19 protein-coding genes, 1 tRNA gene and 1 pseudogene are annotated in these 23,879 nt (G+C 56.8%); 5 read left to right on the top strand and 16 right to left on the bottom strand.

All coding sequences use genetic code 11. From position 1 onward, the window contains the following. Positions 1-428: 428 nt before the first annotated feature. Entirely contained in the window at positions 429-1,004 is a 576-nt protein-coding gene (locus tag ABVT36_RS10050) for a tetratricopeptide repeat protein (protein WP_368456450.1), read from the top strand. Between the two features lie 5 nt (positions 1,005-1,009). Next, entirely contained in the window at positions 1,010-1,384 is a 375-nt protein-coding gene (locus ABVT36_RS10045) for a hypothetical protein (protein ID WP_368456449.1), read from the top strand. 81 nt (positions 1,385-1,465) lie between these two features. On the opposite strand, the pseudogene ABVT36_RS10040 reads toward ABVT36_RS10045, so the two are convergent. From ABVT36_RS10040 to ABVT36_RS10025, 4 genes and pseudogenes are all read right to left on the bottom strand, one after another. Continuing rightward, positions 1,466-1,728: pseudogene (locus ABVT36_RS10040) on the bottom strand (hypothetical protein); the annotation flags it as partial. Positions 1,729-1,784: 56 nt separating this feature from the next. Continuing rightward, positions 1,785-3,374: a sulfatase-like hydrolase/transferase gene (locus ABVT36_RS10035; protein ID WP_368456448.1), complete on the bottom strand. Its 1,590-nt coding sequence runs from the start codon at positions 3,372-3,374 to the stop codon at positions 1,785-1,787. An 840-nt stretch (positions 3,375-4,214) separates the two neighbouring features. Beyond that, a complete protein-coding gene (rmuC, locus tag ABVT36_RS10030; protein WP_368456447.1) occupies positions 4,215-6,053 on the bottom strand; it encodes a DNA recombination protein RmuC in 1,839 nt (612 codons plus the stop codon). 884 nt (positions 6,054-6,937) lie between these two features. Next, positions 6,938-7,399 (bottom strand): hypothetical protein, encoded by a 462-nt coding sequence (locus ABVT36_RS10025; RefSeq protein WP_368456446.1) that lies wholly within the window; start codon positions 7,397-7,399, stop codon positions 6,938-6,940. 796 nt (positions 7,400-8,195) lie between these two features. On the opposite strand from ABVT36_RS10025, the gene ABVT36_RS10020 reads away from it, so the two are divergent. Further along, a complete protein-coding gene (locus ABVT36_RS10020) occupies positions 8,196-8,312 on the top strand; it encodes a phage integrase N-terminal SAM-like domain-containing protein (RefSeq protein ID WP_368456455.1) in 117 nt (38 codons plus the stop codon). Between the two features lie 333 nt (positions 8,313-8,645). On the opposite strand, the gene ABVT36_RS10015 is transcribed toward ABVT36_RS10020, so the two are convergent. The 7 genes from ABVT36_RS10015 to rlmE all read right to left on the bottom strand — a co-directional run bounded on the left by ABVT36_RS10015 (position 8,646) and on the right by rlmE (position 15,071). Then, positions 8,646-8,731, bottom strand: a tRNA-Leu gene (locus ABVT36_RS10015). A gap of 10 nt (positions 8,732-8,741) precedes the next feature. Beyond that, positions 8,742-9,188 (bottom strand): preprotein translocase subunit SecG, encoded by a 447-nt coding sequence (gene secG / locus ABVT36_RS10010; RefSeq protein WP_368456445.1) that lies wholly within the window; start codon positions 9,186-9,188, stop codon positions 8,742-8,744. A gap of 72 nt (positions 9,189-9,260) precedes the next feature. After that, complete coding sequence (tpiA, locus tag ABVT36_RS10005; protein WP_368456444.1) at positions 9,261-9,989, bottom strand: triose-phosphate isomerase; 729 nt, start codon at positions 9,987-9,989, stop codon at positions 9,261-9,263. Between the two features lie 78 nt (positions 9,990-10,067). Beyond that, positions 10,068-11,420: a phosphoglucosamine mutase gene (gene glmM / locus ABVT36_RS10000; protein ID WP_368456443.1), complete on the bottom strand. Its 1,353-nt coding sequence runs from the start codon at positions 11,418-11,420 to the stop codon at positions 10,068-10,070. Between the two features lie 23 nt (positions 11,421-11,443). Further along, a complete protein-coding gene (folP, locus tag ABVT36_RS09995; protein WP_368456454.1) occupies positions 11,444-12,232 on the bottom strand; it encodes a dihydropteroate synthase in 789 nt (262 codons plus the stop codon). A gap of 128 nt (positions 12,233-12,360) precedes the next feature. Further along, positions 12,361-14,286: an ATP-dependent zinc metalloprotease FtsH gene (ftsH, locus tag ABVT36_RS09990; protein ID WP_368456453.1), complete on the bottom strand. Its 1,926-nt coding sequence runs from the start codon at positions 14,284-14,286 to the stop codon at positions 12,361-12,363. A gap of 161 nt (positions 14,287-14,447) precedes the next feature. Continuing rightward, complete coding sequence (gene rlmE, locus ABVT36_RS09985; protein WP_368456442.1) at positions 14,448-15,071, bottom strand: 23S rRNA (uridine(2552)-2'-O)-methyltransferase RlmE; 624 nt, start codon at positions 15,069-15,071, stop codon at positions 14,448-14,450. A gap of 36 nt (positions 15,072-15,107) precedes the next feature. On the opposite strand from rlmE, the gene yhbY reads away from it, so the two are divergent. Next, complete coding sequence (gene yhbY / locus ABVT36_RS09980) at positions 15,108-15,410, top strand: ribosome assembly RNA-binding protein YhbY (RefSeq protein WP_367150509.1); 303 nt, start codon at positions 15,108-15,110, stop codon at positions 15,408-15,410. Between the two features lie 30 nt (positions 15,411-15,440). Here yhbY and ABVT36_RS09975 read toward each other — a convergent pair whose 3' ends face one another. From ABVT36_RS09975 to ABVT36_RS09955, 5 genes are all read right to left on the bottom strand, one after another. Next, the gene (locus ABVT36_RS09975; protein WP_368456441.1) at positions 15,441-15,851 is read right to left on the bottom strand and encodes a hypothetical protein; all 411 of its coding nucleotides are present in this window, start codon (positions 15,849-15,851) and stop codon (positions 15,441-15,443) included. A 4-nt stretch (positions 15,852-15,855) separates the two neighbouring features. Then, positions 15,856-17,418 (bottom strand): S41 family peptidase, encoded by a 1,563-nt coding sequence (locus tag ABVT36_RS09970; RefSeq protein ID WP_368456440.1) that lies wholly within the window; start codon positions 17,416-17,418, stop codon positions 15,856-15,858. Positions 17,419-17,697: 279 nt separating this feature from the next. Then, positions 17,698-19,083 (bottom strand): Re/Si-specific NAD(P)(+) transhydrogenase subunit beta, encoded by a 1,386-nt coding sequence (pntB, locus tag ABVT36_RS09965; RefSeq protein ID WP_367150512.1) that lies wholly within the window; start codon positions 19,081-19,083, stop codon positions 17,698-17,700. Between the two features lie 10 nt (positions 19,084-19,093). Next, the gene (locus tag ABVT36_RS09960; RefSeq protein ID WP_368456439.1) at positions 19,094-20,641 is read right to left on the bottom strand and encodes a Re/Si-specific NAD(P)(+) transhydrogenase subunit alpha; all 1,548 of its coding nucleotides are present in this window, start codon (positions 20,639-20,641) and stop codon (positions 19,094-19,096) included. Between the two features lie 327 nt (positions 20,642-20,968). Further along, entirely contained in the window at positions 20,969-23,176 is a 2,208-nt protein-coding gene (locus ABVT36_RS09955; RefSeq protein ID WP_368456438.1) for an alpha/beta fold hydrolase, read from the bottom strand. A 336-nt stretch (positions 23,177-23,512) separates the two neighbouring features. Between ABVT36_RS09955 and ABVT36_RS09950 the strand changes: the two genes are divergently transcribed. Continuing rightward, positions 23,513-23,866, top strand: a complete 354-nt coding sequence (locus tag ABVT36_RS09950; RefSeq protein ID WP_368456437.1) for a hypothetical protein — start codon at positions 23,513-23,515, stop codon at positions 23,864-23,866. Positions 23,867-23,879: the final 13 nt, after the last annotated feature.

Genomic DNA, 23,879 nt, shown 5'->3' with positions numbered 1-23,879 from the left:
TGGAGGCATTCACGTAGACCTGTTCCCGGCCCTGGCCAAAACCGGCTGCGCCGATCCCCGTCTGGGTACTGTTGAATAAGCCCAGGGCTTCTCCGCTGATGATGGCTGCCATGGTTTTCCCCTAAAACAAACGTGGCCAAGCGACCGGATAAAAAATAAGCAAGTGCGCTGGCACAATAGAACCTAGGATTCTTAGGCTGGTGTTCACTCACGTCGAGCACTCCTATATATCCGTGGATTTGCCCAAATCGTGCAGGTGAAAAGTGCATTACAATTGATTTTTGAGACGTGCATCACAGATTTGGCCCACTCTCATTTAACGACTACAATACGTTGTCCGAAAGCGCAACCCAAGATCAAGGCGGGAGTGCTGGCGGCAGGAAATTAGTCTATGTAAACTAAGCCCGGTATTGGATAGGAGGCAACGTATGACAAAACAGACAACTGGCAGCTTAGATGCTGAAGAGCTATTTCATTGCGCGTTAGATGCTAGCAATCGCAAGCAACACGATAAGGCCATAGAGTTGATGAAGCGCAGTATTGATCTCGAGGAGCATCCAGCAAAGCACCTAATGTTGGCTGCAGAGTACGCAGAGATAAAAATGTATGAAAGAGCAATCGAAGGAATGAAAACTGCTGTAGAAATGGCACCTCAACTATGGATTGCTCAATTTCAATTAAGCCAGTTATACATAGTGATCCAAGATTTCGACAAAGCAAAAAAAATATGGAAAAAGCTTTTGACGGCAAGCGATTCACCTCAATATTTTCGGGACTTTGCTGAAGGCTTACTAGCCTTGTCAGAAAAAGAAACTGAGAAGGGTGTAGAGCTTCTCAGAAAAGGAATGAATGAAAATAAAGAGAACCCGGCTCTCAATGGCGATATTGAAAAAATTATTATCTCCTCAATAAACCCTGAGCCGGCTCTTTCAGAGGACACAGAGCATCAAGATGACGACAGCGCAATGAAAAAAATGCTCTTATCTCGCTATACTCAGCATTAATTACTATGAAAATTAATGACGGCAATACATCAGCGAGTTCCCTACGGGAAAGATTAAAGGCTTTACGGAAGCCTAATGAGCGAAAAGAAACAAATAGGGCGGCCACTGTGAGTGGCACAAGGATAAAGAGTAGTATCGGTCAAATCGCCACTGAAAGCATCCTTGAACTTCATAAACGCGGCGAAAACCTCCAAGCACTTAAAAGGGGATTTGTTACCGCTATACTTACCAACGAGTTTTCTCAAAAGATAGCCAATGATCAGCTGTGTGCCATGATAGAGTCTACTATCAATAATTTCACCCTAAATAAACAGCTTGATCAACAACTAGATCAATTAATTACAAACATTATTTCGAACAGCTCCGCCCCAGAGAAATAAATACAGAATCGCTTGGCCTGCCAAAATAATATAGCTCGATAACACTACCATTTTTCTCTTACTAGCAGTTTTAAAGAAAATTCAAATTTCTATTTCAGCAAAATAGCCTTTTAGGTTGGTATATTTCCCCAATCGACCCGGGAAGTAAATCGTCAACTGTGATAGCGCCAGACTCCAGCTTTAGATCGGACATTTCGAGCGCTGGAAGAATCTCAGTATACTGGCTTGAGTAGGCTCTTCTCACTGGCAAAGCCACCCTTGATGGTGGTCAGCTTGCGGAACTGCCGGTGGACGGTCTCAACAGCGTTGGTAGTATAAATCGCTTTACGCACATATTCGGGATAGATAATTAGACAACGCTAAAACACGCGCCCGCACTCCCCGGCATCTGTTGGTGGCGCTATTGGGGCCGCGGGTACCTTCCCACACCTTCCCGTTCAAATCGCTCAAGTTTGTCTTTTGCCTGGGGCAGCAGATCATAGACCGGGGGATTATTGGAGATAAAGCCAATCTTGAACTGAGGAGGGTACTTGATCAATTCTTTCATATAGTCGGCGGCTGTGCTCATCACCGGCACTAACATCGGGACATGCCGAACGCCGATACTGACATCCTCCTGGGGATTGGTGTACAGATTGAACAGGATAGCCCCACCGCTCTCGACAAAAATGGGACCGCTAAATCCACCCCAGTAACCGCGCTGTACAACGCCACTCTGAAGCTCCGCAGTCCAGATATACTTGAATTCGTCCACACGCATAGCGGAAAAGTACTGGTTCATCGTGTAAGGACGGCTGCGGCGCGCAGACTGCCCATTATCTGCCAACAATAGACCGACCTGGTCTACGCCATCGACATAGCGGTCCTTGGGAATAAACTCTGTTACTTCTTTGCCGGGCTTGCCGGCAATGGAGATGGCAGTGTTAAACAGATCGGCCAGATCGAAGAGCCCCTCGGATCGGCGCGGCTTGATGACCCCTTTCCAGTAGGCAAAGGTTGGCACCCTTACACCGCCTTCCCAGCTGGAGCCTTTGCAGCCACGGAAAGGCGTGCGGCCGTGGGGTGGCACCTCGCATTCCGGGCCATTGTCGGAGGTGAGGAATATCAGGGTATTTTCCAATTGCCCGGTTTCCTGCAATGTCTCCACCAGCTGTGCCAGCACATAGTCCATTTGGACCATGCAGTCGCTGTATACAGTGCGGGCCCTGGATTTCCCCGCCCACTTGTCGGAGGGATAGTTGTCAAAGTGACAGCCGCGGGTTCCGTGATACAGAAAGAAAGGCTTATCCGAATCCTTCATGCGCCTGATAAAATTGATGCTGTACTGCATCCACTCTTCGTCCAGGTCTTTGATGTAATCCAGGTCAATCAACCGCACATCCTGGCATTTTTCCTTGTCCTGCGGTGTACAGTGCACATCATTGTGATTGAATTGCTCCTTCTCCATCATCGCAAACCGCTCGGGTGATAATGCCACCTCTGGATTAAAATACACATCCCTCCATTCCGTATACATATCGGAAACACCGAGAAAGCCGCGGTAATCATCATAACCAACATTCTGCGGCAACGAGCCCTTGTTTTCTCCCATATGCCATTTGCCAACACCCTGGGTTACATAGCCGAGTTTCTGGAGTATGGATGGCATGGTCACGGCACCATCCAACCCCCCCGATTCGCCGTACACCGGTGGTCGCAAAATACCGTGGTGCAGGGGGTTTTGCCCCGTATGAATGGTGGCGCGAGTGGGTGAACAGGAGGGCGTTGAATAGGCCGATGTCAGTAAAAGCCCCTCATTCGCCAGCTGGTCCATGGTGGGAGTCGCGTTACCGACCGCAATGCCGCCACCGGTAAAACCGGTATCCATCCAGCCCACATCATCGAGCAGGAAAATCACAATATTGGGTTTCTTTCCAAACTTCTCCTCCAGCGCCGCCAGCTTATCGCGCGCCTCCTGTTCCTCTTGTGGATGCCGAATTACCGGGTACATATTATCCGCCGGCTTGACTGCCTTCAGGTGTATAAACTGATCGGGATGACTGTAACCCGGTGCCGAAGTCGGCCCGGTAGAACTGCCACGAAGGTTTTCTGCGATAGCGCCATTGACTCCCAACAGTGTCGCTGAGATCAATAGAAATCCTATTTTTGAGCAGTTCTGCCACAGTCTTTGCCAGATCATCTTAAAACCTCAAAATATTTGTAGCGCGACTGGTTTTTCAGTATCGACCTGAATTTGAATTGGCTGTGCAGGAAAAGGGGGACGAAATCAAGTTACCGATTGAGCCATTACGACTCCATTTCTCCCTATTGGCACAAAATACCTCTCTGGAAGCTCCCTATGCGCCGAAGCCCAGCAGTCGCCATCCAAGAGTAGCCCAAAGAAAAAGAGCTTGGGCCGGATGGCGCTTAAGTGTTTGGTTCACTGTGAAAAGTTGGCAGCGCCCTTACCCTTTAGCCTTCAGGCAGTCTCCAGTGCAATCATCACCATGTATCAGATGTTGGCTGTAGACACACCTGCGCGACTTTTTACACAGGCCTTTTAATCTGACAGATTTTCCCTGGCTGCAACTTGAAAGCACAGAGGGATGCAGGGCCTGATATCTCATAAAGAATAGTTTGACTGGCGGCCGACTAAAATTCGCGGACAGCATTCCGTTCATGCGCGGCACAGAAAGCTTGAGGAGGAAAATTAAATCTTTAGTTGCCCGCCTTGTCGCGGAGGCATTTTTCGCCATGACCTTCGTTTTGAAAACTGGTATCACACCGGGGTATACAGCCAGTTTCCATACAAACAAGTTTTAAATTTTCGGGACAAGAAAACGGACTACTACTATTTTTCCACTTCATCCAGGCCGGCGCCTGTCATGGAAGACGCCAAACCAGTGCTTTCAGTCAATGCCCCCGCATTAGCGGCGCCTTCTCTGTCATCAGCGGCAATAAAGTCGATTTCCAGAGCCGCCTTTTCGGAAAAGTAACGGGGGAATTCAGCTTTGATAGCCGGGGCCAGATTTTTGAACTCACCCACCTGCTTAACCAGATTTCCCTTGCCGCTGACCAGCTGGTTTTCTGCTTTGGTGTAAGCCTCGGCAGCGGTATCCAGGCCCTTCTTGATTTTCTCAAAGCTCCCCAGAAACGTATTCAGCTTTTTAAACACCGCTTCGGCTTTATTGGCCAGAGCGGCAGTGTGTTTGTTCTGATCCTCGTAGCGCCACAGCTGGCGCACAATATTAAGGCTGGTAAGCAGGGTGGTTGGTGTCGCTACCAGTACATTGTTCTCAATGGCCTGCTGAAACAGGGTTTCATCGGCTTTCAGCGCCTCGACAAAAGCGGACTCAATGGGAATGAACATAAAGACCATTTCCGGTGAGTTAAGGCCGGGCAGTTTGTAATAGTCCCTGTCTGCCAGTTCTTTGATGCGACTGCCGACCGCCTGCACATGTTCCTTCAAGGCCTGTGTTCGCTGCAACTCATCCTCGGCATTGACATAGCGGGTATAGGCATTCAGGGAGACTTTGGCATCGATGATCAGGTGTTTATCCTGTGGCAGGTAGACCACAGCATCGGGGCGTTGGCGCCCCTCTTCGGTGGCGATGCTTACCTCCCGCTGATAGTCCTTGCCCTGCTGCAGGCCGGAGCGGTCGAGGACATTTTCCAGCACCAACTCCCCCCAATTGCCCTGCAGCTTTTTCTGGCCGCGAAGTGCAGTGGACAGTTGGTGGGCCTCCGCAGTGATTTTGTGGTTCAACTCCTTCAGCGATTCCAGCTCTTTCCTCAGTTCCCCCTGCTGTGTGGTTTCCCGATGGTGGATCTCCTGCACTTCCTTTTTAAATCCGTCGATCGACTGCTGGAAGGGGTTCATCACCGAGGCGAGGCTGAGTTTGCTGCTCTCCTGCAGGGATTTTGATTTGGCCTCCAGGATCTCGTTGGAAAGTACCTTGAACTGCTCCGCTAGGCTTTCCTTTTGTCGCTCGAAATTGGCTACTTCCCGGGCGTGGCTGGCCTCCCTCTCGCCCTGTTCGGTTTGCAGCTGTGCATGGGCCTTGACCAGCTCCTGGTGCAGTCGCTGGAGATCCTCCTGTCGTTGCTTCTCGGCAGCCAGACGCTCTCCCTGTTCAGCGAACTGCTGCCGGGACTCCTCCAGCCGGCCCGCCAGCGATTCGGACTTTTTACCCTCCTGGGCAAGGCTCTCTTTCACGGCACTCACCAGGTTGCGCTCCCGCTTCAATTCCTCATCGGTGAGGGACATACGTTCACGAAGCTCCCGTACCTGTGCGGTCCGGGCCCGCAGCTCAGTGTGGGCGGATTCCAGCTGTTTTTCAGCGGAGTGGTGCTGCTGGCGCGCTTCGTCCAAGCTAGTACACAATGCAGCAAATTCATCCCTGTGCCGGCTCAGCTCGCTGTCCAGGCGTCGCTCTCCCGCCTGGGCGCTGGCCAGCTCTGCCTGTAGACGGCTCCCAATCACTTCTTTTTCGTGCAGTGCGGCGTTGAGTTGCTTGAATTCCGCCTGTGTTTGCTGGTCCCGGCTGTCCGCCTGCTCCAGACGCATATGGAGCCGGGCGGTTTTACGACTTTGTACCGCCATCGCCAGTACAAAGCCCAGGACGACCAGAACCAGGCCAGCCGTTACAGCGATGGCGACAAATTCCGCTGTCCATTGGAAAGTTTGCATACTCACTCCTGTGACCGGGCTGGCCGGGGCTCAGCCGTTGAAAAATACTTCAGCCACACCTCAGTGTGGCGGCCCTGGGCCTGTCAGCGCGGCCGTCAGACGATCGCCAATTGGGCTTTCGACCCTAAAATCCCGTGCAAATATGCGGCGCCACAGCTATTTACAGGGCAAACACCGGATTTTATCAGCTGGCGACATCCCGCCATGCCACCTCCAGTCGCCCGGGCTTTGCCTCAGAGTGTGACTATTTGGGTGTATCAAAGGCTAAATCACTGGGATGCAGGGTCGGAAGCTGAATAGGATTCTAACGGAAGGAGCGGTTGAAACAGAGTGTTGTCGCGGTGGTTTTTTCGGGACAGGCCAGCACAGGCACACGAGCCTGTACTCAGTGGCGCGAAAGATAGCATTATCCGAAGCGCCAAATGTAAAACACCCCCGAGGTTGCCCTTGGGGGTGTCTTAAAAGCGCCTCGGGAATCGCCTGTACGGCTTTCTCCCCGCGTGTTTTTCTTTTTGAAGATGGTGCCAGGGCGGGACTTGAAAAATAGCCCGGAGACCAATGAATTCAAGCCCTTCAGAGCAATGATCTAAAAAGTAGCTTCATTTATAGCACCACTTTGCTTGTCTGGCATCCGCCAAATAAGAACAAGCTGGTCAAAAAATAATCACACTTGGAGACTTCATGGAGAGCCAGCGAGACCACGTAAGGTCTTTAGTTTTCTTATTTCCAACGATGATTCCTCAAATCCGAGCTTTTCGGGGCATCTAACGCCGCCAGCAGGGGCAGCTACCATGTGCGTCTTTTACGCAAAAATGGGAACGGAGCGACCTGCGCAAAAGGTGCACAGGGCAAGCAGTCCCGCGGAGGGCCAAAGGCCCGGAGCTTCACTGCCTGGCTTTGTTAACACCTACGATTCTACGGGCATCTACTGCCCTTGATTTCTCTGCAGGCTTAATATACTCGCAGCTATACACTTGCAGCGAATCTTTGTATTTCCCGGCTAATACTAAATATGTGATTCCTGGCTTAAATTGATACTTGCACGCGCAAATATCATCACTTTCGGTAACTACTTCACCAAAAACATTACCTTTTATGGACTCTACAATTTCGAATTTTGCTTCTATATTGAGAACCAAAGGCTCTTCATTTTCTCGCTCATAGAGCGTTTTTTGAACGCTCTGCGCTTTAGCAACAAAAATAACTGACGCTCTTTCTACAGCGAACTCAAATGCATCTTTGCCAATATTATTAGCCACTAACTCGTTTTGAGATTGCGTCCAGCACTTTGTAGCTAAAGCCGAAGAGCTAAAGAAAACCATGCAAAAGATCACGATGTATTTCATGTGTTAACGCCTTGGTTTGGGGCGGTGCACGTAGTGCTGAGTCCCAGCCGAAGGCGACAACACCAACTTGTTATATGTATGTGCTATCTCCATGTGTGTATTTGGCTAGCCTAGGGCCTGCCCACTGTTGCTTGCATGACAAACAGCTGAATAACGGTTGCTTAGATTTGAGCAGGACTATTGCTGCCGTAATACCTGGAAGAAAAATACCATATATTGCCAACTCCATTTTTGAACTGCCGACAAAGGTAGCCAATGTTAAAGTGACTGCTATTACATAAAATTGATACCCCCCAGGCCAAGTAACAGAAGCCCAAATATTGCCACCTTGAATAGCGTGACGAAAGTTCAACTCTACAGAGCCAACTTTACATAACCGCCTTTTACATGAAGGGCATTTCTTCATAAATACATATAACAGTTTATTAAAGAGCCGATGGCTCACTATCCTTTTGGCCGCTATTTCTGAAGCAGACCCTTCAAGCCATGTAAAAAATCTTCATTTACAGTAGGTTATAAATTTACGCTCAAATAACAACCAGAAATAGTGAGCCATCGGCTCAAGTCATCTGGTTCAACATCCCCCTATTGACCACATTTTACCCACAATTAAATCAATAAGTTAAGGGAAGCTTTCTACGGATGTCAGCTATGGCTCTATAATTCGGGGCTTGACGCCTGTGGTTATTGCATTCATAACTGCATATATATACAACATAAGGGTACCACCACGGATGATATTCGTCACAGGCTTCTCAAACATTCAACCAAGTTCATCCCCGGCGTTTGACTTCATATACGCGAGGCAGGTTTAGCCTATCGGGCGGAACAGGCATGCGTTCACTGGATAAAGCGCTTTATCCACTTTCATAAACTACGACACCCTCGGGAGGTCGGTATTGCCGAGGTTTAGGCGTTCCTAAACCATTTGTCAGCTAATCGTCAGTTCGGTTAACCCCCGGCGGGTCGTGGTGCTATATGCGCTGGTGTATCTTTATAAAGGCGCCGCTGGATTTGATCAGCAAACGCTAGCCGTGTCATCGGTGAGCCACTGATCCTTGCCAATTGGCTTAGCCTGCCTTATTGGAGTGTCTGTAAGGGGCATCTGGTGCTACCAAACTCAAAATTGAACAGGTAGGACCAGATGACAACGAACGAGAACGGAAGGCTTTGAACCCTATAGATAGCAAAAAGCCCCGATTTACGGGGCTTTTTGGATGATTTCGAACTTCTTCGAATTTTGATGTGGTGCCCAGGGCGGGACTTGAACCCGCACGAGCATAGCTCACTACCCCCTCAAGATAGCGTGTCTACCAATTCCACCACCTGGGCAAAAATTTGTTTACTGCGGATCATCCTGTTCATTGGCTGAATCCGGTGCCTGCTCGGCTTCGCCGGCTTGCGGCTCTGGCTGGCTGTCGTCCAGGGTGGGCACATCGTCGGCTGACCCAGCCTCTTCCTCCAGTTGTGGCACGTCGCTATCCACAGCGGGCGTCTCACCCGGCTGCTCGACCACAGCGGGAATCTGCGGCATATCGGCATCTATGTCCGCTTCCGCACCCTGCCGCGCCAGCAGCGCCAACCCCAGGCTGGTGACAAAAAACACAGTGGCCATAATCGCCGTGAGGTGGGAAAAGAAGTTGCCACTGCCCTGGCTGCCAAACACTGTCTGTGAAGCGCCGGCGCCGAAAGAGGCCCCCGCTTCAGCACCCTTGCCCTGCTGCAGCAGAATCAGGCCGATAATGCTGAGCGCCGTGAGCACATGTACTATTAAAACCAATTTTTCCATTCTCAGGAAACCTGCTGTTTGGGCTCGAGCGCCCGTTTTCAGTAATTTCTCTAATTGCCTAAAGCGATACCGCTAAGCAGCCCGGCAAATTTTCGCAAACTCTTCCGGGTCCAGTGAGGCTCCCCCCACCAGTGCCCCATCAATATCATCCTGGGCAAACAAAGCTTCCGCATTGTCACTCTTGACACTGCCGCCGTACAGGATTTGCACCCTCTGCCCGGCGGAACCCAGGCTGTCGCGAATAAAGCTGTGCACCTCCTGGGCCTGCTGGGGCGTTGCGGTCACACCTGTACCTATGGCCCATACCGGTTCGTAAGCAACCACTGCTCGGTCCAAGGATGCATCCGTCATTCCGGCCACCGCCTGCAGCTGTTCGCGAATCACATCGAAAGTGTTGCCACTGTCCCGCTGCTCCAGTGTCTCGCCCACACACAGGATGGGAATCAGGTCGGCCCTCTGCGCGGCGATAAACTTCTGTGCCACCAGGTCGCTGGTCTCGCCAAACAGACTGCGGCGCTCGGAGTGGCCGACGATCACATAGCGGACGCCGATATCGCGGAGCATAGCGCCCGCGACTTCACCCGTAAACGCCCCCTGGTCCCGCTCGCTCAGGTTTTGCGCCCCGAGGGCGATGCCCCCTTGCTGCCCGCTCAGCCCAGCGGCTGCCGGCAGGTAGGGAAAGGGCGGACAGATGGCCACCTGGGCAGTCCCGGCCGCCAATTTGAAAGCGGCGAAAAACTGCTCCACAAACTCGCGGCTGCCGTTCATCTTCCAGTTGGCTACGACCAGCGGTGTACGCATGTGTGCTCCTTCAAGGGGCGCAAATCTTAGCGATATTGCCGCCAACATACAACCTAAAACTGACGCCAGCCGCGGCCTTTAGCTGTTGCCCACGCGCTCCACAACGGCCGCAATCCGCGCTGCCAGCTGCTGGACTTCGGCGGTCTCGACACCTTCGACCATCACCCGGATCAGGGGCTCAGTGCCCGAGGGGCGCAGCAACACGCGGCCCCGCTCTCCCAGTTGCGCCTCTGCTGCGTCGACCTCGGTGCGGACATCCGCATGATCCAGCACCCCATCCCGATGCGCCAGGCGCACGTTGATCATGTGCTGGGGCATCATGCTCACGCGTGCGGTGAGCTGCTGCAGAGACTCGCCGAAGTCGCTCAGGGCGCGCAGTACCTGCAGCGCCGACACTATACCGTCGCCGGTGGTGGTGGCATCGGCACAGATAATGTGCCCGGAGGACTCGCCCCCCAGGGTCCAGCCATTGGCCTGCATTTTCTCCAGCACATAGCGGTCGCCCACCCGGGCGCGCTCGAAGGGGATGCCGCGCTCCCGCAGGGCCAGCTCAAAGCCGTAATTGCTCATCAGTGTACCGACAACGCCATCACAGCCGCTGAGATACTGCTGCCTGTGAAGCGCGACGATAAACAGCAACTGGTCGCCATCCACCAATGCTCCGCTGCCGTCCACGAACAACACCCGGTCGCCGTCCCCGTCAAAAGCGATCCCCAGGTCCGCCCCCTGCTTGAGGACTTCCTCCCGCAAGTGGTCGGGCTTGGTGGAGCCGCACTCCAGGTTGATATTGAGACCGTCGGGGCTGGCACCGATGGCTGTCACCTCCGCGCCCAGTTCCCGAAAAACTTTAGGGGCGATATGGTAGGTGGCGCCGTTGGCACAATCCAAGACTATGCGCTTGCCGTCGAGGGAGAAGCCCCAAGGGGTGGAAGCCTTGCAGAATTCGATGTAGCGCGCGGCGGCATCGTCGATGCGCCAGGCCTTGCCCAGGTTCTTGGCGGTGGTCATTGGTATTTCCAGCGCCGCCTCAATGTCGCGCTCTATCTTGTCCGGCAACTTGCTGCCGTCGGCGCTGAAAAACTTGATACCGTTGTCACAGTAGGGGTTGTGCGAGGCACTGATGACGATCCCCGCCTGGGCGTGGAAGGTGCGCGTGAGGTAGGCGATGGCGGGAGTCGGCATGGGGCCGAGCAGTCCCACATCGACACCGGCATTGATCAGGCCGGCTTCCAGAGCTGCCTCGAACATATATCCGGATACCCGGGTATCCTTACCGATCAGAATACTGCGGCGACCGGCGCCGGCGCGCCCGGGCATACTCCCCAGAACCGTTCCGGCGGCGTAGCCCAGCCGCAACATGAAGTCCGGGGTTATGACGCCCTCACCGACGCGCCCGCGTATGCCATCGGTGCCAAAATATTTTCTCGCCATTTAAATACTTCTCATTGTTTCTATTAACCTTCCACCAGGGCCAAACACCTGAGCACATCCGCCGTCGCGGCCACGTCGTGCACGCGCAGAATGCGCACACCGCGCTGGGCCGCCAGCAGTGCCAGCGCCAGGCTGCCGGGCAGCCGCTGATCGACCTCGCGCTGCAGCAGGCGGCCAATCATGGATTTGCGCGACAGTCCCGCCAACAGTGGCACACCGGCCGGCGCCAGGCTTTGCAATTCACGCAGCAGGGCCAGGTTGTGCGCGTCGGTTTTGCCGAACCCGAAACCGGGATCCAGCAGTATCCGCTGCCGTGCTATACCCGCGGCCGCACAGGCCTGCATACGCTGCTGCAAGTAAGCGCGCACTTCGCCCACTACATCATCGTAGTGGGGTGCCCGCTGCATCGTCTGCGGCTGTCCCTGCATATGCATCAGGCAGACGGGCAGCCCCGTGGCGGCCGCCGCTGCCAGCGCTCCGGGGCGTTCCAGGGCCCGGACGTCGTTGATCATTCCGGCCCCCGCCGAGGCCGCTGCGGTTATTACCGCCGGCGTACTGGTATCCACCGACACCACCACGTCCAGTTGTGCAACGATGGCCTCCACCAGCGGCACCACCCGCTCCAACTCCTCCTGCTCCCCCACCGGAGCGGCGCCGGGCCGCGTGGATTCGCCACCGATGTCGATAATCGCCGCACCTTCGCCAACCATCTGCTCGGCGCGGGCCAGGGCCAGCCCCAGATTCAGCGCGCCTTCCCGATAGTAACTGCCACCATCGGAAAAAGAGTCCGGAGTGGTATTGAGCACCCCCATGACCTGTGCCTGACTAAGATCCAGGGTGCGCTTGCCGCAGTTCAAAAACAATCCTATGCCCCTTCAGAAAAACCAGTCCAACAACGAAAAAACCAGGGCGAACCCTGGTTTTTCCCGCCCCTGAGCATTTAGTGCCCGCTCAGGGGACCGCCTACCGGCTTGCTGTCATCTATATCCGTATCCGCCGAAGAGTGGTTTTTGTCCGCATCGTCGGCGGGACCGCTGCCGCCGGAACCGAAGTCACCGTCGTGCCAGTCCCGCGGCGGACGCACCTTACGGCGCGCCATCAGGTCATCCACCTGATCCGCATCCAGGGTTTCGTATTCGATCAGCGCATCCTTCATGGCTTCGAGAATATCCCGGTTGTCCTCCAGCATTTTTTGCGCGCGCCCATAGCAGTCGTCGATGATCCGGCGCACCTCTGCATCTATCTCATTGGAGGTCTTACCGGAAATAGGATTGCCGGCACCTGGTTGTCCGGCCTCATCTTCGCCGTAATGCAGGGGACCCAGTTTCTCCGACAGGCCCCACTTGGTGACCATGTTGCGCGCCAGTTCAGTGGCCCGTTCTATGTCGTTGGAGGCGCCGGTGGTCACCCCGTCGGCCCCCAGTGTCATTTCCTCGGCGATCCGGCCGCCGAACAGGGAGCAGAGCCGCGACTCTATGCCGCGCTTGGACATACTGTACTGATCCTCTTCCGGCAGGAACTGGGTGACACCCAGGGCCCGGCCACGGGGAATAATGGTGACCTTGTGCACCGGGTCGTGCTCCGGCACCAGCCGGCCAATAATGGCGTGTCCGGCCTCGTGATAGGCGGTGTTGGTTTTTTCCTTTTCGCTCATCACCATGGACTTGCGTTCCGCACCCATCATGATCTTGTCGCGGGCGCGCTCCAATTCCTCCATGGTCACCACGCGCCGGTTGGCACGGGCGGCGAAGAGCGCGGCCTCGTTGACCAGGTTGGCCAGGTCCGCACCGGAGAAGCCGGGGGTACCGCGGGCGATGGTCTGTGCGGAGACTTTCTCGTCCACCGGCACCTTGCGCATATGCACTTTGAGAATCTGTTCGCGACCGCGAATATCCGGCAGGCCGACAAATACCTGGCGATCGAAACGGCCGGGACGCAGGAGCGCGTGATCCAGCACATCCGGGCGGTTGGTGGCGGCGATGACGATAACGCCTTCATTGCCCTCGAACCCGTCCATTTCCACCAGCAACTGGTTGAGTGTCTGCTCGCGCTCGTCGTGACCACCGCCGATGCCGGCACCGCGGTGGCGGCCCACTGCGTCGATCTCATCGATAAAAATGATGCACGGCGCCTGCTTTTTGGCCTGCTCAAACATGTCCCGGACACGCGAGGCACCCACGCCGACAAACATTTCCACGAAGTCGGAACCGGAAATCGAGAAGAAGGGTACCTTGGCCTCGCCGGCGATGGCCTTGGCCAGCAGCGTCTTGCCGGTACCGGGAGGACCGCACATCAGCACGCCGCGGGGAATGTTGCCTCCCAGGCGCTGGAACTTGGACGGGTCGCGCAGAAACTCCACCAGTTCCTGCACCTCTTCCTTGGCTTCATCCACACCCGCCACATCGGCGAAAGTGGTCTTGATCTGGTCTTCTCCCAGCAGCCGCGCCTTGCTCTTGCCAAACGCCATGGGACCGGAACGCCCTCCGGCACCGCCCTGCATCTGGCGCATGAAAAACATGAACACGGCGATGATGATCAGGATGGGAAAGCTCGCCACCAGCAGCTGCTGCCAGATGCTGGGGGACTCCGGCTCGCGGCCCACAAACTGCACCTTGCCGCGCACCAGTTCGTTGGTCAGTTCATCGTCGATGATCTGCGGCTGGATGGTCTTGAAGCGGCTGCCATCGGCCTTTTCCCCGGTGATGACCAGGCCGTCCACTACCACACTCTTCACCTGGCCGGACTGCACGTCCTGCACGAAGTCCGAGTAGCTGAGTGCCTCATCCCGTGACTGCGGCTTGAAATTCTGAAACACCATCAGCAAAACAGCCGCGATGATCAGCCACAGTACAAGATTTTTTGCCATGTCATTCAAAGGGAATGTCCTCTCGCATTAGCGTTTAAATCAATTCGCCGCTCTGTCCAGTATAGGTCCGCGCCCTTTCAATCCCGCCCGCCGGGATAGGCAACGCTTATACCACACCGGGACCACCGAGCGGAAATGACCATTGCAGTACAAATGGTCAATCAGTGTTCCATGAAGCCCCGGGCTACAACGTAGACTTCCCGTGAGCGGGGCCTGGACGCACCCGGCTTGCGGGTCACCACACTGCTGAACCCCCCGCGCAGTTCGCGGATCAGTTCGTCGAAGCCTTCGCCCTGAAACACCTTGGCCACAAAGCCACCGCCGGGCTTCAGCACCTGTCGCGCCAGGTCCAGGGCCAGTTCGACCAGATACATGGAGGCGGGCTGATCGACCTGGCGCACCCCACTCATATTGGGGGCCATATCGGAAATCACAAGGTCTGCCCTGTCCTCTCCCAACCGTTCGAGCAGCACATCGAGCACAGAGGCCTCGGTAAAATCCCCCTGCACAAATTCCACTCCCGCCAGCGGGTCCATGGGCAGGATATCCGAGGCCAGCACACGCCCCTTGTGACCCACCAGTTCCATTGCAACCTGGGACCAGCCCCCGGGCGCAGCACCCAGGTCCACAACAGTCATACCCGGCCGGATGAGCCGGTCTTTCTGCTGCAGCTCCTGCAGCTTATAGCTGGCACGGGAGCGATAGCCCTGCTGTTGCGACCGTTTGACATAGGGGTCATTGAAATGTTCGCACAGCCAGCGATGGCTGCTTTTGGATCGGCCCATTACAATACAACGCCATCACAAAGGACGGAGTATTGTATGCCTTTAACCGCCGACCGCAAAAAGTCCCTGCGCGCCCGGGGTCACAACCTGAAACCCGTGGTGACCGTGGCGGGCAAGGGGTTGTCAGAGGGGGTGCTGGAAGAGCTGGACCGGGCCCTGGAGGACCACGAGCTGATCAAGGTAAAGCTGGTGGTCGCCGACCGCGCACTGCGCCATCAGGTGGTGGAAGAACTGTGCCACAAAAGCGATGCGGAATTGGTACAGGAGATTGGCAAGATTGCCCTGGTCTACCGCCCAGCGCGCAAGCCCAACGCACGCCTGTCCAATCTGTTGCGCTGATCCCACTCCGCCGGTCTGCCAGCGGCGCCCTCAGGGAGCGTCCCGCTGTGGCTCGGGCACACAGTCGATGCCTTCCAGCTTCCAGCGGCTGCCGTCCGCCAGCCGCTTCAGCCAGCAACCCCCATCGTCCATCATCAGGCGAAACCGCTCCGGGTGTCCCATATCCCGACCCTGCAGCGGTCCCTGCCGGAACTCCTGAGGCGGTGAACGCTGTATCACCAGGATGCTCTCACGGGTAAACGCATCCTCCGCTACAAGCACCGGTGCACCGTTGAGCGCACTGCTCAGTACCCGCTGCAACTCGGCACGGTTCTCCGCGGTACTCTGCACCAGCAGGGCCGGCAACTCGCCGCTGCGGGCCGACTGGGAACCGCAGCCCACCAATACCGCCAACAGAGCCAGCAGTACCCCCGCCGGCGAAGGGGTTTGTATCAATTGCATAGCTTCACCTGCCCATAATCCGATTTTCCAGCCAGGCGGACTTGAACACCTGTCCCTCGGCCGACGACAGGCTCGTGCCTGCCGGCGCCTCGAACAGCGCCGTGGCCGTGCCCCCCTGGACTTCGCAAGCCCCGGACGCCATATAGTTCAGTGCAGTCGCGAAACGGGATTCCAGCGGATCCCCCAGGGCCCGCGTAAAGTCATCGGCCACCTCGCAGCCAGGTACCCCCGCCGAGCCGGCACCGGCTGGCACAAAGCCGTCAGAATAGTCGCCAAAGCCCTTGGCGTTCACCCCCTGAAACTGGATGGTAAAGTAGGTGATGCCGCAATTGTCGGTGGGATAGAAACCATAGGGCTTGCCACAGGTCTGGCCGCCGATCTGCACCACCTCGACATCCACGCCGCGCAGGCCATTGATGATGGATTCGCTGGCGGAACAGGTGGTGGCGCCGGTCAGCACAAACACCCGGGACAGGTTCAGCGCCGGCAGTTGCGCCCCTTCGGTGAGGCTGCTCAGGCCCAGGGTGGTATCAAAAAACGGCATGGGCTCCAGTGCTCTTCCGGTAACCGGGTTGACGCCCTCGTACTTGTCGTTGAAGCGCATCTGCTCGAAAGTCTGGCCGGCGGTGGGCACACTGCCGGCGATCATATAGGCCAACTGGCTGGCGATGGCCAGGAAACCGCCGCCGTTGTAGCGCAGGTCCAGTACCAGTTCGTCGATGTTCTGTGCCGCCAGCACCTCCACGGCCTCTTTCAGTTCCCGCTCGGCGGGCGCGATATGGTCGTTGAACAGCATATAGCCCACCCGGCGCCCCATATCACCCTCCACCACCTTGACGCTCTGCACCGGGTCGGCGGCAATAGCGGAGGCAGTCAACACAACCGTCTCTACACTGTTGTCCAGGTACTGCAGGGTAAATTCATGCTGCTCGCCCTCGGTGGATGGGAATAGCCCCTGGTTCAGGGTATCGATACTGACCTCGTCATCGGCGGACTCCACATCAACACCGTCCACCGCCAATAACCTGGCCCCCCGGGGCGGCAAGCCGGTGGCGCCCTCCGTATCCGCGTAGGCCACGACCACCTCGCGGGGCGGCCGGCTTTCGATGACCGACCACTGCACGCCATAGCCCACCGCAACCCCGGACTGGGATTGCGAAACCCAGTCCTCGGTGGCGATGTAGAAGTGGAAATTGTCCTTGCGCGCACCGCTGTCCGTGCGCTCATCGGTCACCAGCAGATCGAAGTATTCCAGCAGTTCATAACCTTCCGGGTTGCGATCCTGGATCTCGTCGTACCAGAGGTAGAGTTCGTTACTCCAGGAGCGCAGCCAGTTTTTCTCATCCAGTTCAGTGCCGGCGACGTCCTCATAGGCCTGGCCGGTGGCCGGATCTACGCCACTGCGGGGAAACTCACAGCGGTCCACAAAAGTTTCAGACGGCAGGAATACATTTGCCCCTTCCTCCAGTGCGTCATCACTACCGCCACCACCACCACAGGCACTGACAAGGACAGCCATGGACGAAAGCTGAATAAATTTCAACCAGGAAGAAATATCTGTATGCACTGGAGGTTCCTTTTTTATTATTCGCGGCGCCAAGGGTAGCAAAACCGTCAGCGCATCCCACAACGGCTAAAAAGTCACCGGTTTAACAACGCACCGCGGCAAGGCGGCGCAAATGATATTAACGGCTCCCCGCCCATAGGGTATGTATCCGGGCAGGCAAAACAACGCCTGCCCGAATGGGCTGATGATCAGCTGGCTGTCGCCATTGCAATCCGTTGTGAAAATACGGCAATGCCTGTATGTCAGTGGCACCACTGAATCAATCAGAGGTTCCACAGGCTAAAGTTTAGCCAGCACAGACTGCAAACTGTCTTTGGCGTCGCCGAACAGCATGCGTGCATTTTCCTTGTAGAACAAAGGGTTTGCAACTCCGGCATAACCGGACGCCATGGAGCGCTTGAGAATAACCACCTTGCCCGCCTTCCAGCATTCCAGCACCGGCATACCGGCGATGGGCGACCCCGGCTTTTCCACCGCATCGGGATTGACCGTGTCATTGGCGCCGATTACCAGCACCAGATCCGTATTGGGAAAATCATCGTTGATCTCATCCATCTCCAGCACTATATCGTAGGGCACATTGGCCTCCGCCAGCAGCACATTCATATGGCCCGGCAGGCGGCCGGCCACAGGATGTATCCCAAAGCGCACCGTTTTGCCCTTGCTGCGCAATTTCTCCGTCAGATCGCTTACCGCCTGCTGGGCGTGGGCCACCGCCATGCCGAACCCCGGGACTATGATGATGGTGTCCGCCGCATCCAGGTCCGCTGCCAGTTCATCGAAGCCGGTCTCGACCACTTCCCCTTCAATCTCGCCCCCCACAACCTCGCCGCCATCGGAGCCGAAACCACCGAGGATCACGCTGACAAAGGAGCGGTTCATTCCCCGGCACATGATGTAACTGAGGATGGCACCGGACGAGCCCACCAGGGCGCCGACCACGATCAGCAGGTCATTGCCCAGCATAAAGCCGGTGGCGGCGGCGGCCCAGCCCGAGTAGCTGTTGAGCATGGAGATCACCACCGGCATATCCGCACCGCCGATAGCGGCGATCAAATGCACCCCCAGCAACAGTGCTATCGCCGTCATGATCAGCAGGTTCAGCACGCTGGCAGCACCGAGATCTGCGGGCACAAACAACCATCCAAGCAGAATACAGGCCAGAACTGCCACCAGGTTGAGCCAGTGGCGGGCCGGCAGCAACAGCGGCTTACCGGAAATGAGTCCCTGTAGTTTGCCAAAGGCCACCAGCGAACCGGTGAGGGTGATGGCGCCGATAAAGATACCGAGATAAATCTCCGTGTTGTGCACTATGTGCTCTGCACCGGACAGATTTATCCGCGGATCCAGGAAACCGCCCCAGCCGATGAGTACCGCCGCCAAGCCGACAAAACTGTGCAACAGCGCCACCATTTGCGGCATCTGGGTCATGGCGACCCGCCGCGCCAGTGACAGGCCGATCACCGCACCGGCGGCCATGGCCGTGGCGACCATCCAGTAGGCACCTGCGGTGATACCGGCAATGGTTGCGGCGATCGCCACCCCCATGCCCACCATGCCGTAAACATTGCCCCTGCGCGCCGTCTCGTGGCTGGACAGGCCGCCGAGGCTGAGGATAAACATCACCGCCGCAAAGAGATAAGCCATTGAAATTACGCCGTTCATCCCTTCCCCCTCAGCGCCGGAACATTTTGAGCATACGGTGGGTGACGAAGAAACCACCGAAGACATTGATACTGGCCACCAGTACCCCTATGAACGCCAGCAGGGTCACCAGACCGGAGCCGGTCGCCCCCACCTGCAACAGGGCCCCCACCACCACTATGCCGGATATGGCATTGGTGACACTCATCAGCGGCGTGTGCAATGCGTGGGTCACATTCCAGATCACCTGCCAGCCGACAAAGATCGCCAGCACAAACACAGTGAGGTGGGACACAAAGTCCGCCGGCGCCACCCGCCCGAGCCACAGCAGCAGGGCACCGCTCACCAGCCAGAACAACAGAATCGATAGAGGCGATTTGCCCCTCTGCGTTTTTTTCACCGGCGCGGCTGGGGCCACCGCTTCCCCCGCCGCGGGTGCCGGCTGTGCGGAAATCTTTGGCGGCGGAGGCGGCCAGGTGACCTGTCCCTCCTTCACCACCGTGGCTCCGCGTATCACCTCGTCATCAAAATCCAGGTGTACCTGCCCGTCTTTTTCCGGCGTCAGGTCGCTCACCAGGTGCGCCAGGTTGGTGGCGTATAGGGTGGACGACTGGGTTGCCGCGCGGCTGGGCAGATCCGTGTAACCGATGATAGTGACACCACTATGCACCACTTTTTTGTCCACCTGGGTGTAATCGCAGTTGCCGCCGTTCTCCGCCGCCAGATCGACCACCACCGAACCCTGGGCCATGGCGTCCACCATGTCCGCCAGCCACAGTTTGGGTGCCGGCTTGCCGGGAATCAGCGCTGTTGTGATCACAATATCCACGTCTTTGGCCTGCTCGCGAAACAGCGCCATCTCCGCATCGATAAAGGCCTGGGACATTTCTTTGGCGTAGCCGCCCTGCCCGGCGCCCTCCTCCTCGATTTCCACCGTGAGAAATTCCGCCCCCATGGACTCCACCTGTTCGCGCACTTCCGCGCGGGTATCAAATGCCCGCACCACCGCACCCAGGCTTTTTGCGGTGCCTATTGCCGACAGGCCCGCCACACCGGCGCCGATCACCAGCACCCTGGCGGGCGGGATCTTACCGGCGGCGGTGATCTGGCCGGTGAAAAAGCGGCCAAAATTGTGTGCCGCCTCGATGACGGCGCGATAACCGGCGATGTTCGCCATGGAACTCAGCGCATCCATTTTTTGCGCCCGGGACACCCGTGGAATGGATTCCACTGCCAGCGCATCGATATTTTTCGCCGCGAGTTTTTGCAGGTAGTCGGCACTCTGGGCCGGTTTGAGGAAAGCGATCAACGTCGCCCCGGAGGGAATAAGGTCCAGTTCCTCAGCGCTGGGGGCACGCACTTTGAGAACCAGACCCGCCCCCTCCAGGCACAGGGCGGCGGTGGCCCTGATGTCTGCACCGGCCTGGATGTAGGCTTCGTCGGTAAAGCTGGCTTTGGCGCCCGCGCCCTGTTCAACCGCGACCGTGTAACCCAGATCGCGCAGACGGCGCACACTGTCCGGTGTGGCTGCGACCCGGGCCTCTTCCGCAGCGGTTTCTTTTGGTATGGCAATGATCACCGCTTTGCTCCCTCGCTGAGATTGTTATTGAGAAAATTATTTATCCAAACAATACATCCACTATGCAGGTAAAGCGCATCCCTGTGTCCGGAGTTCCTCACGGACGCAGGGATACTGAACATCCATTCGATGGTAAACACTAGCATGACAGATGAAAAGCAATATAAAGCGGAAAACCTATAAGCGGGATCAATAGTCGCATTCTCCCGCAAAAATACTGCATCGCCGCCCGCGCCCCGGCAGCGCTGCCATTATTGGATTGCCGACCTAATGCGCAAAAAAAGCCGGACAATGTCCGGCTTCTCTCCTGTTTTATGTCACCCCCTGTCAGCGGGCGCCCCGCAGGTGGCGGTCAAAAAAGTCCTTGATCATATTGTACTGGTGTATCCGGGTCTCCTTGCCGCGCAGGCTGTGTTTTTTACCCGGATAGGTCATCAATTCAAACTGCTTGCCCTTGTCCTGCAACAGCTTGACCAGCCTGGTGGTATTGGTAAACAGCACATTGTCATCTGCCATACCGTGATAGATAAGCAGATCCCCCTTTAGTCCGTCCACATAGGGGAATACCGAGGAGGCCCGATAGGCCTGCGGCACCAGGTCCGGGTGCCCCATATAGCGCTCGGTGTAATGGGTATCATACAGCGCCCAGTCGGTCACCGGCGCGCCGGCTACACCGGCCTTGAAGTAGTCGCCGGCCTTAAACATGTCCATCAGCGCCATATAGCCACCGTAGCTGTGGCCAAATACACCGATGCGTTCGGGGTCCACATAGGGCAGACTGCGCAAAAATTTCACCCCGGTCACCTGGTCCTCCACTTCCACTTTTCCCATCGCCTCGTGGATCGGGTTTTCGAAACCGGTGCCGCGATTCGCGGAGCCGCGGTTGTCCAGGGTGAACACCACATAGCCCTGTTGGGCCATAAACTGATTGAACGGGCGGTCCCAACTGTTAGTGACCAGTTGCGCATGGGGACCACCATACTGGAACACCATCACCGGATATTTTTTCTCGCGGTCAAAATTGGCCGGCTTGTACAGGCGGTAGTAGAGGCTGTGCCCTTCCGGCGCGGTGATGGTGCCGAATTCCGGTTGAATCCAGTCGTTTGCGAAGGGGTACAGCGGGTGGCCCTTTTTCACTGCATTCTCCGCCAGCCACGTCAGGCGCTGTCCATCCGCAGAGTGCAGGCTCACCTGGGGGGGCGTGCCTGTGTTGGAAAAGGAATCGATGTAACCGGATGCATCCTTGGCAAAGGTGATACTGTGCATTCCGGCGCGGATGGAAATGCGCTGCGGCGGTGCCTGCTGTTCCAGTGAGATGGCGTACAGATGGCGCTCCAGCGGCGTGTTCACCCGGCCGCTGAAATACACCTTGCCGGCCTTTTCATCCACTGAATGCAAAGCGTCCACCGCCCAGTTGCCTCGGGTCAGCTGGCGCTGCAGATCGCCGTCCAGGTCGTACAGATACAGGTGGCGGTAGCCGTCGCGCTCCGACGACCACAGGAAGCGATCGCTGTCCTCGAGAAATTTCAGGTCGTCGTGCAGGTTGACCCAGGTCTCGCTGGACTCGGTGACCAGCGTGCGCGCCCGGCCGCTGTCGATATCCACCAGCCGCAACTCCAGCTGCCGCTGACTGCGATCCTGCCACTGGTAGCTGAGGAGGTTATCCCGCGCCCAGGCCACCCGCGGGATATAGATATCCCGGTTTTCCCCCAGGTCTATCCACTGCACATCGCCGCTGGCCAAATCCAACACACCGAGTTTTACCAGTGCATTGGCGCGGCCCGCCGCCGGGTAGCGCTGTTGAATAACGTCGATCCGGTCCGCGTAAATCTCGCTGCGGGTCACCTGGTCCACGGGCGATTCATCCACCTGCAGGAAGGCGATATGGCGGTCATCCGGCGACCACCAATAGCCGGTCATACGGTCCATTTCCTCCTGCGCAACGAATTCCGCCATGCCGTTTTTGATCGGTCCCTGCCCGTCTTCGGTCAGCTGGCGCTCGCGGCCATTGGTCAGGTCGACGACAAAGATATCCTGATCGCGAATAAAGGACACATAGCGCCCTTTCGGCGACACGCGCACATCGGTTTCGAAGGCTTGGGTGTCGGTCAAGCGGCGCACAGTCTTGCGGCCTAGGTCGTAGTAGAAGACATCTCCGGCCAGGGGGAACAACAGTGCGTCGCCATTCTTGGACCAGGTGTATTCCATGATGCCACTGCCGTAGATGCGCTGGCGCTCGCGGCGCGCCTTTTCCTCATCGGACAACACTTCCTCGCCGGTATGCAGCGAGTCGGAATCCACCAGCAGGCGCGTCTCGTCGTCGGCCAGGTTGTACTCCCACAGGTCGTAGCGGTTGTAGTCGTCCTCGCGCCCCCGGATAAAAGTCACCCGCCGGCCGTCCGGCGAATACTGCATTTCCCGCGGCGACGTGCCGGCGAGGGCGGGGTCGGAGAAGATGCGTTCGATGGTAAGCTGTTCCGCAGTGGCAAAGCTGGCCGAGAGACAACCGAGCAGGAAGAGTAATTTTATTTTCATGGGGTCCCCGTTGTTATCGCGCTGACAGTTCGATGGGCATCCGGGGATTCTAAACGGCGACCACTTCGCAGGCCAGTGGGGTTCTCGGTGTGCTGCTGTTCAAGCAACCGGATAGCCCGCTGTTTCGAGCAGGGATATGCGGGCCGCAAATCAAGCGTGTAACGGCTTGATTTGTCGCGAAAGGCTTGTGGACATGCGCCACCAACCCGGGTTGAGAAAACCCGGGGAGGGCTTTTTCAACTACCTGTTAGATCGGCGCAAGCCCATGGAAAACAAAGGCTACAATCCAAGGGGTGAGGGATCACCGGCTGGATAGTCGTGTGAATGGAGGTGGCGATGGGCTCTTATATCAAAAATCTGATGATTGCTTTCGACCGGCTGGGAAACGCCCTGGCGGACGGGGATCCGGATGCGACAGTGTCCGGGCGCACGGGACACTTTGCAGAAACCGCGACAGGACCTCGGGGCAGCTTCTGGCGGGCCCTCGCGGCCATGATCGATTGGGGGTTTCTGCCCTGGGACGGACCGGACCACTGCGCGCGGGTTGCGCGGGCCGAACGCGCCCTGCCGCACATTCAACACCGGCCCGGGAGCGATCCGGCCCGGGTTTTACTATTATTGCTGGCTATGCCGGTGGGTGTCCTGGCGGGGGTGTCCGGACGCTTACTGCGGCCGGCCAATTCAGCTTGAGCCGGCCCGCTCA

The organism is Microbulbifer sp. TYP-18 (assembly GCF_040932045.1).
Lineage (GTDB): Bacteria > Pseudomonadota > Gammaproteobacteria > Pseudomonadales > Cellvibrionaceae > Microbulbifer.
The sequence above is the reverse complement of the archived record's forward strand: the minus strand, read 5'-3'. Positions and strand labels throughout refer to the sequence as shown.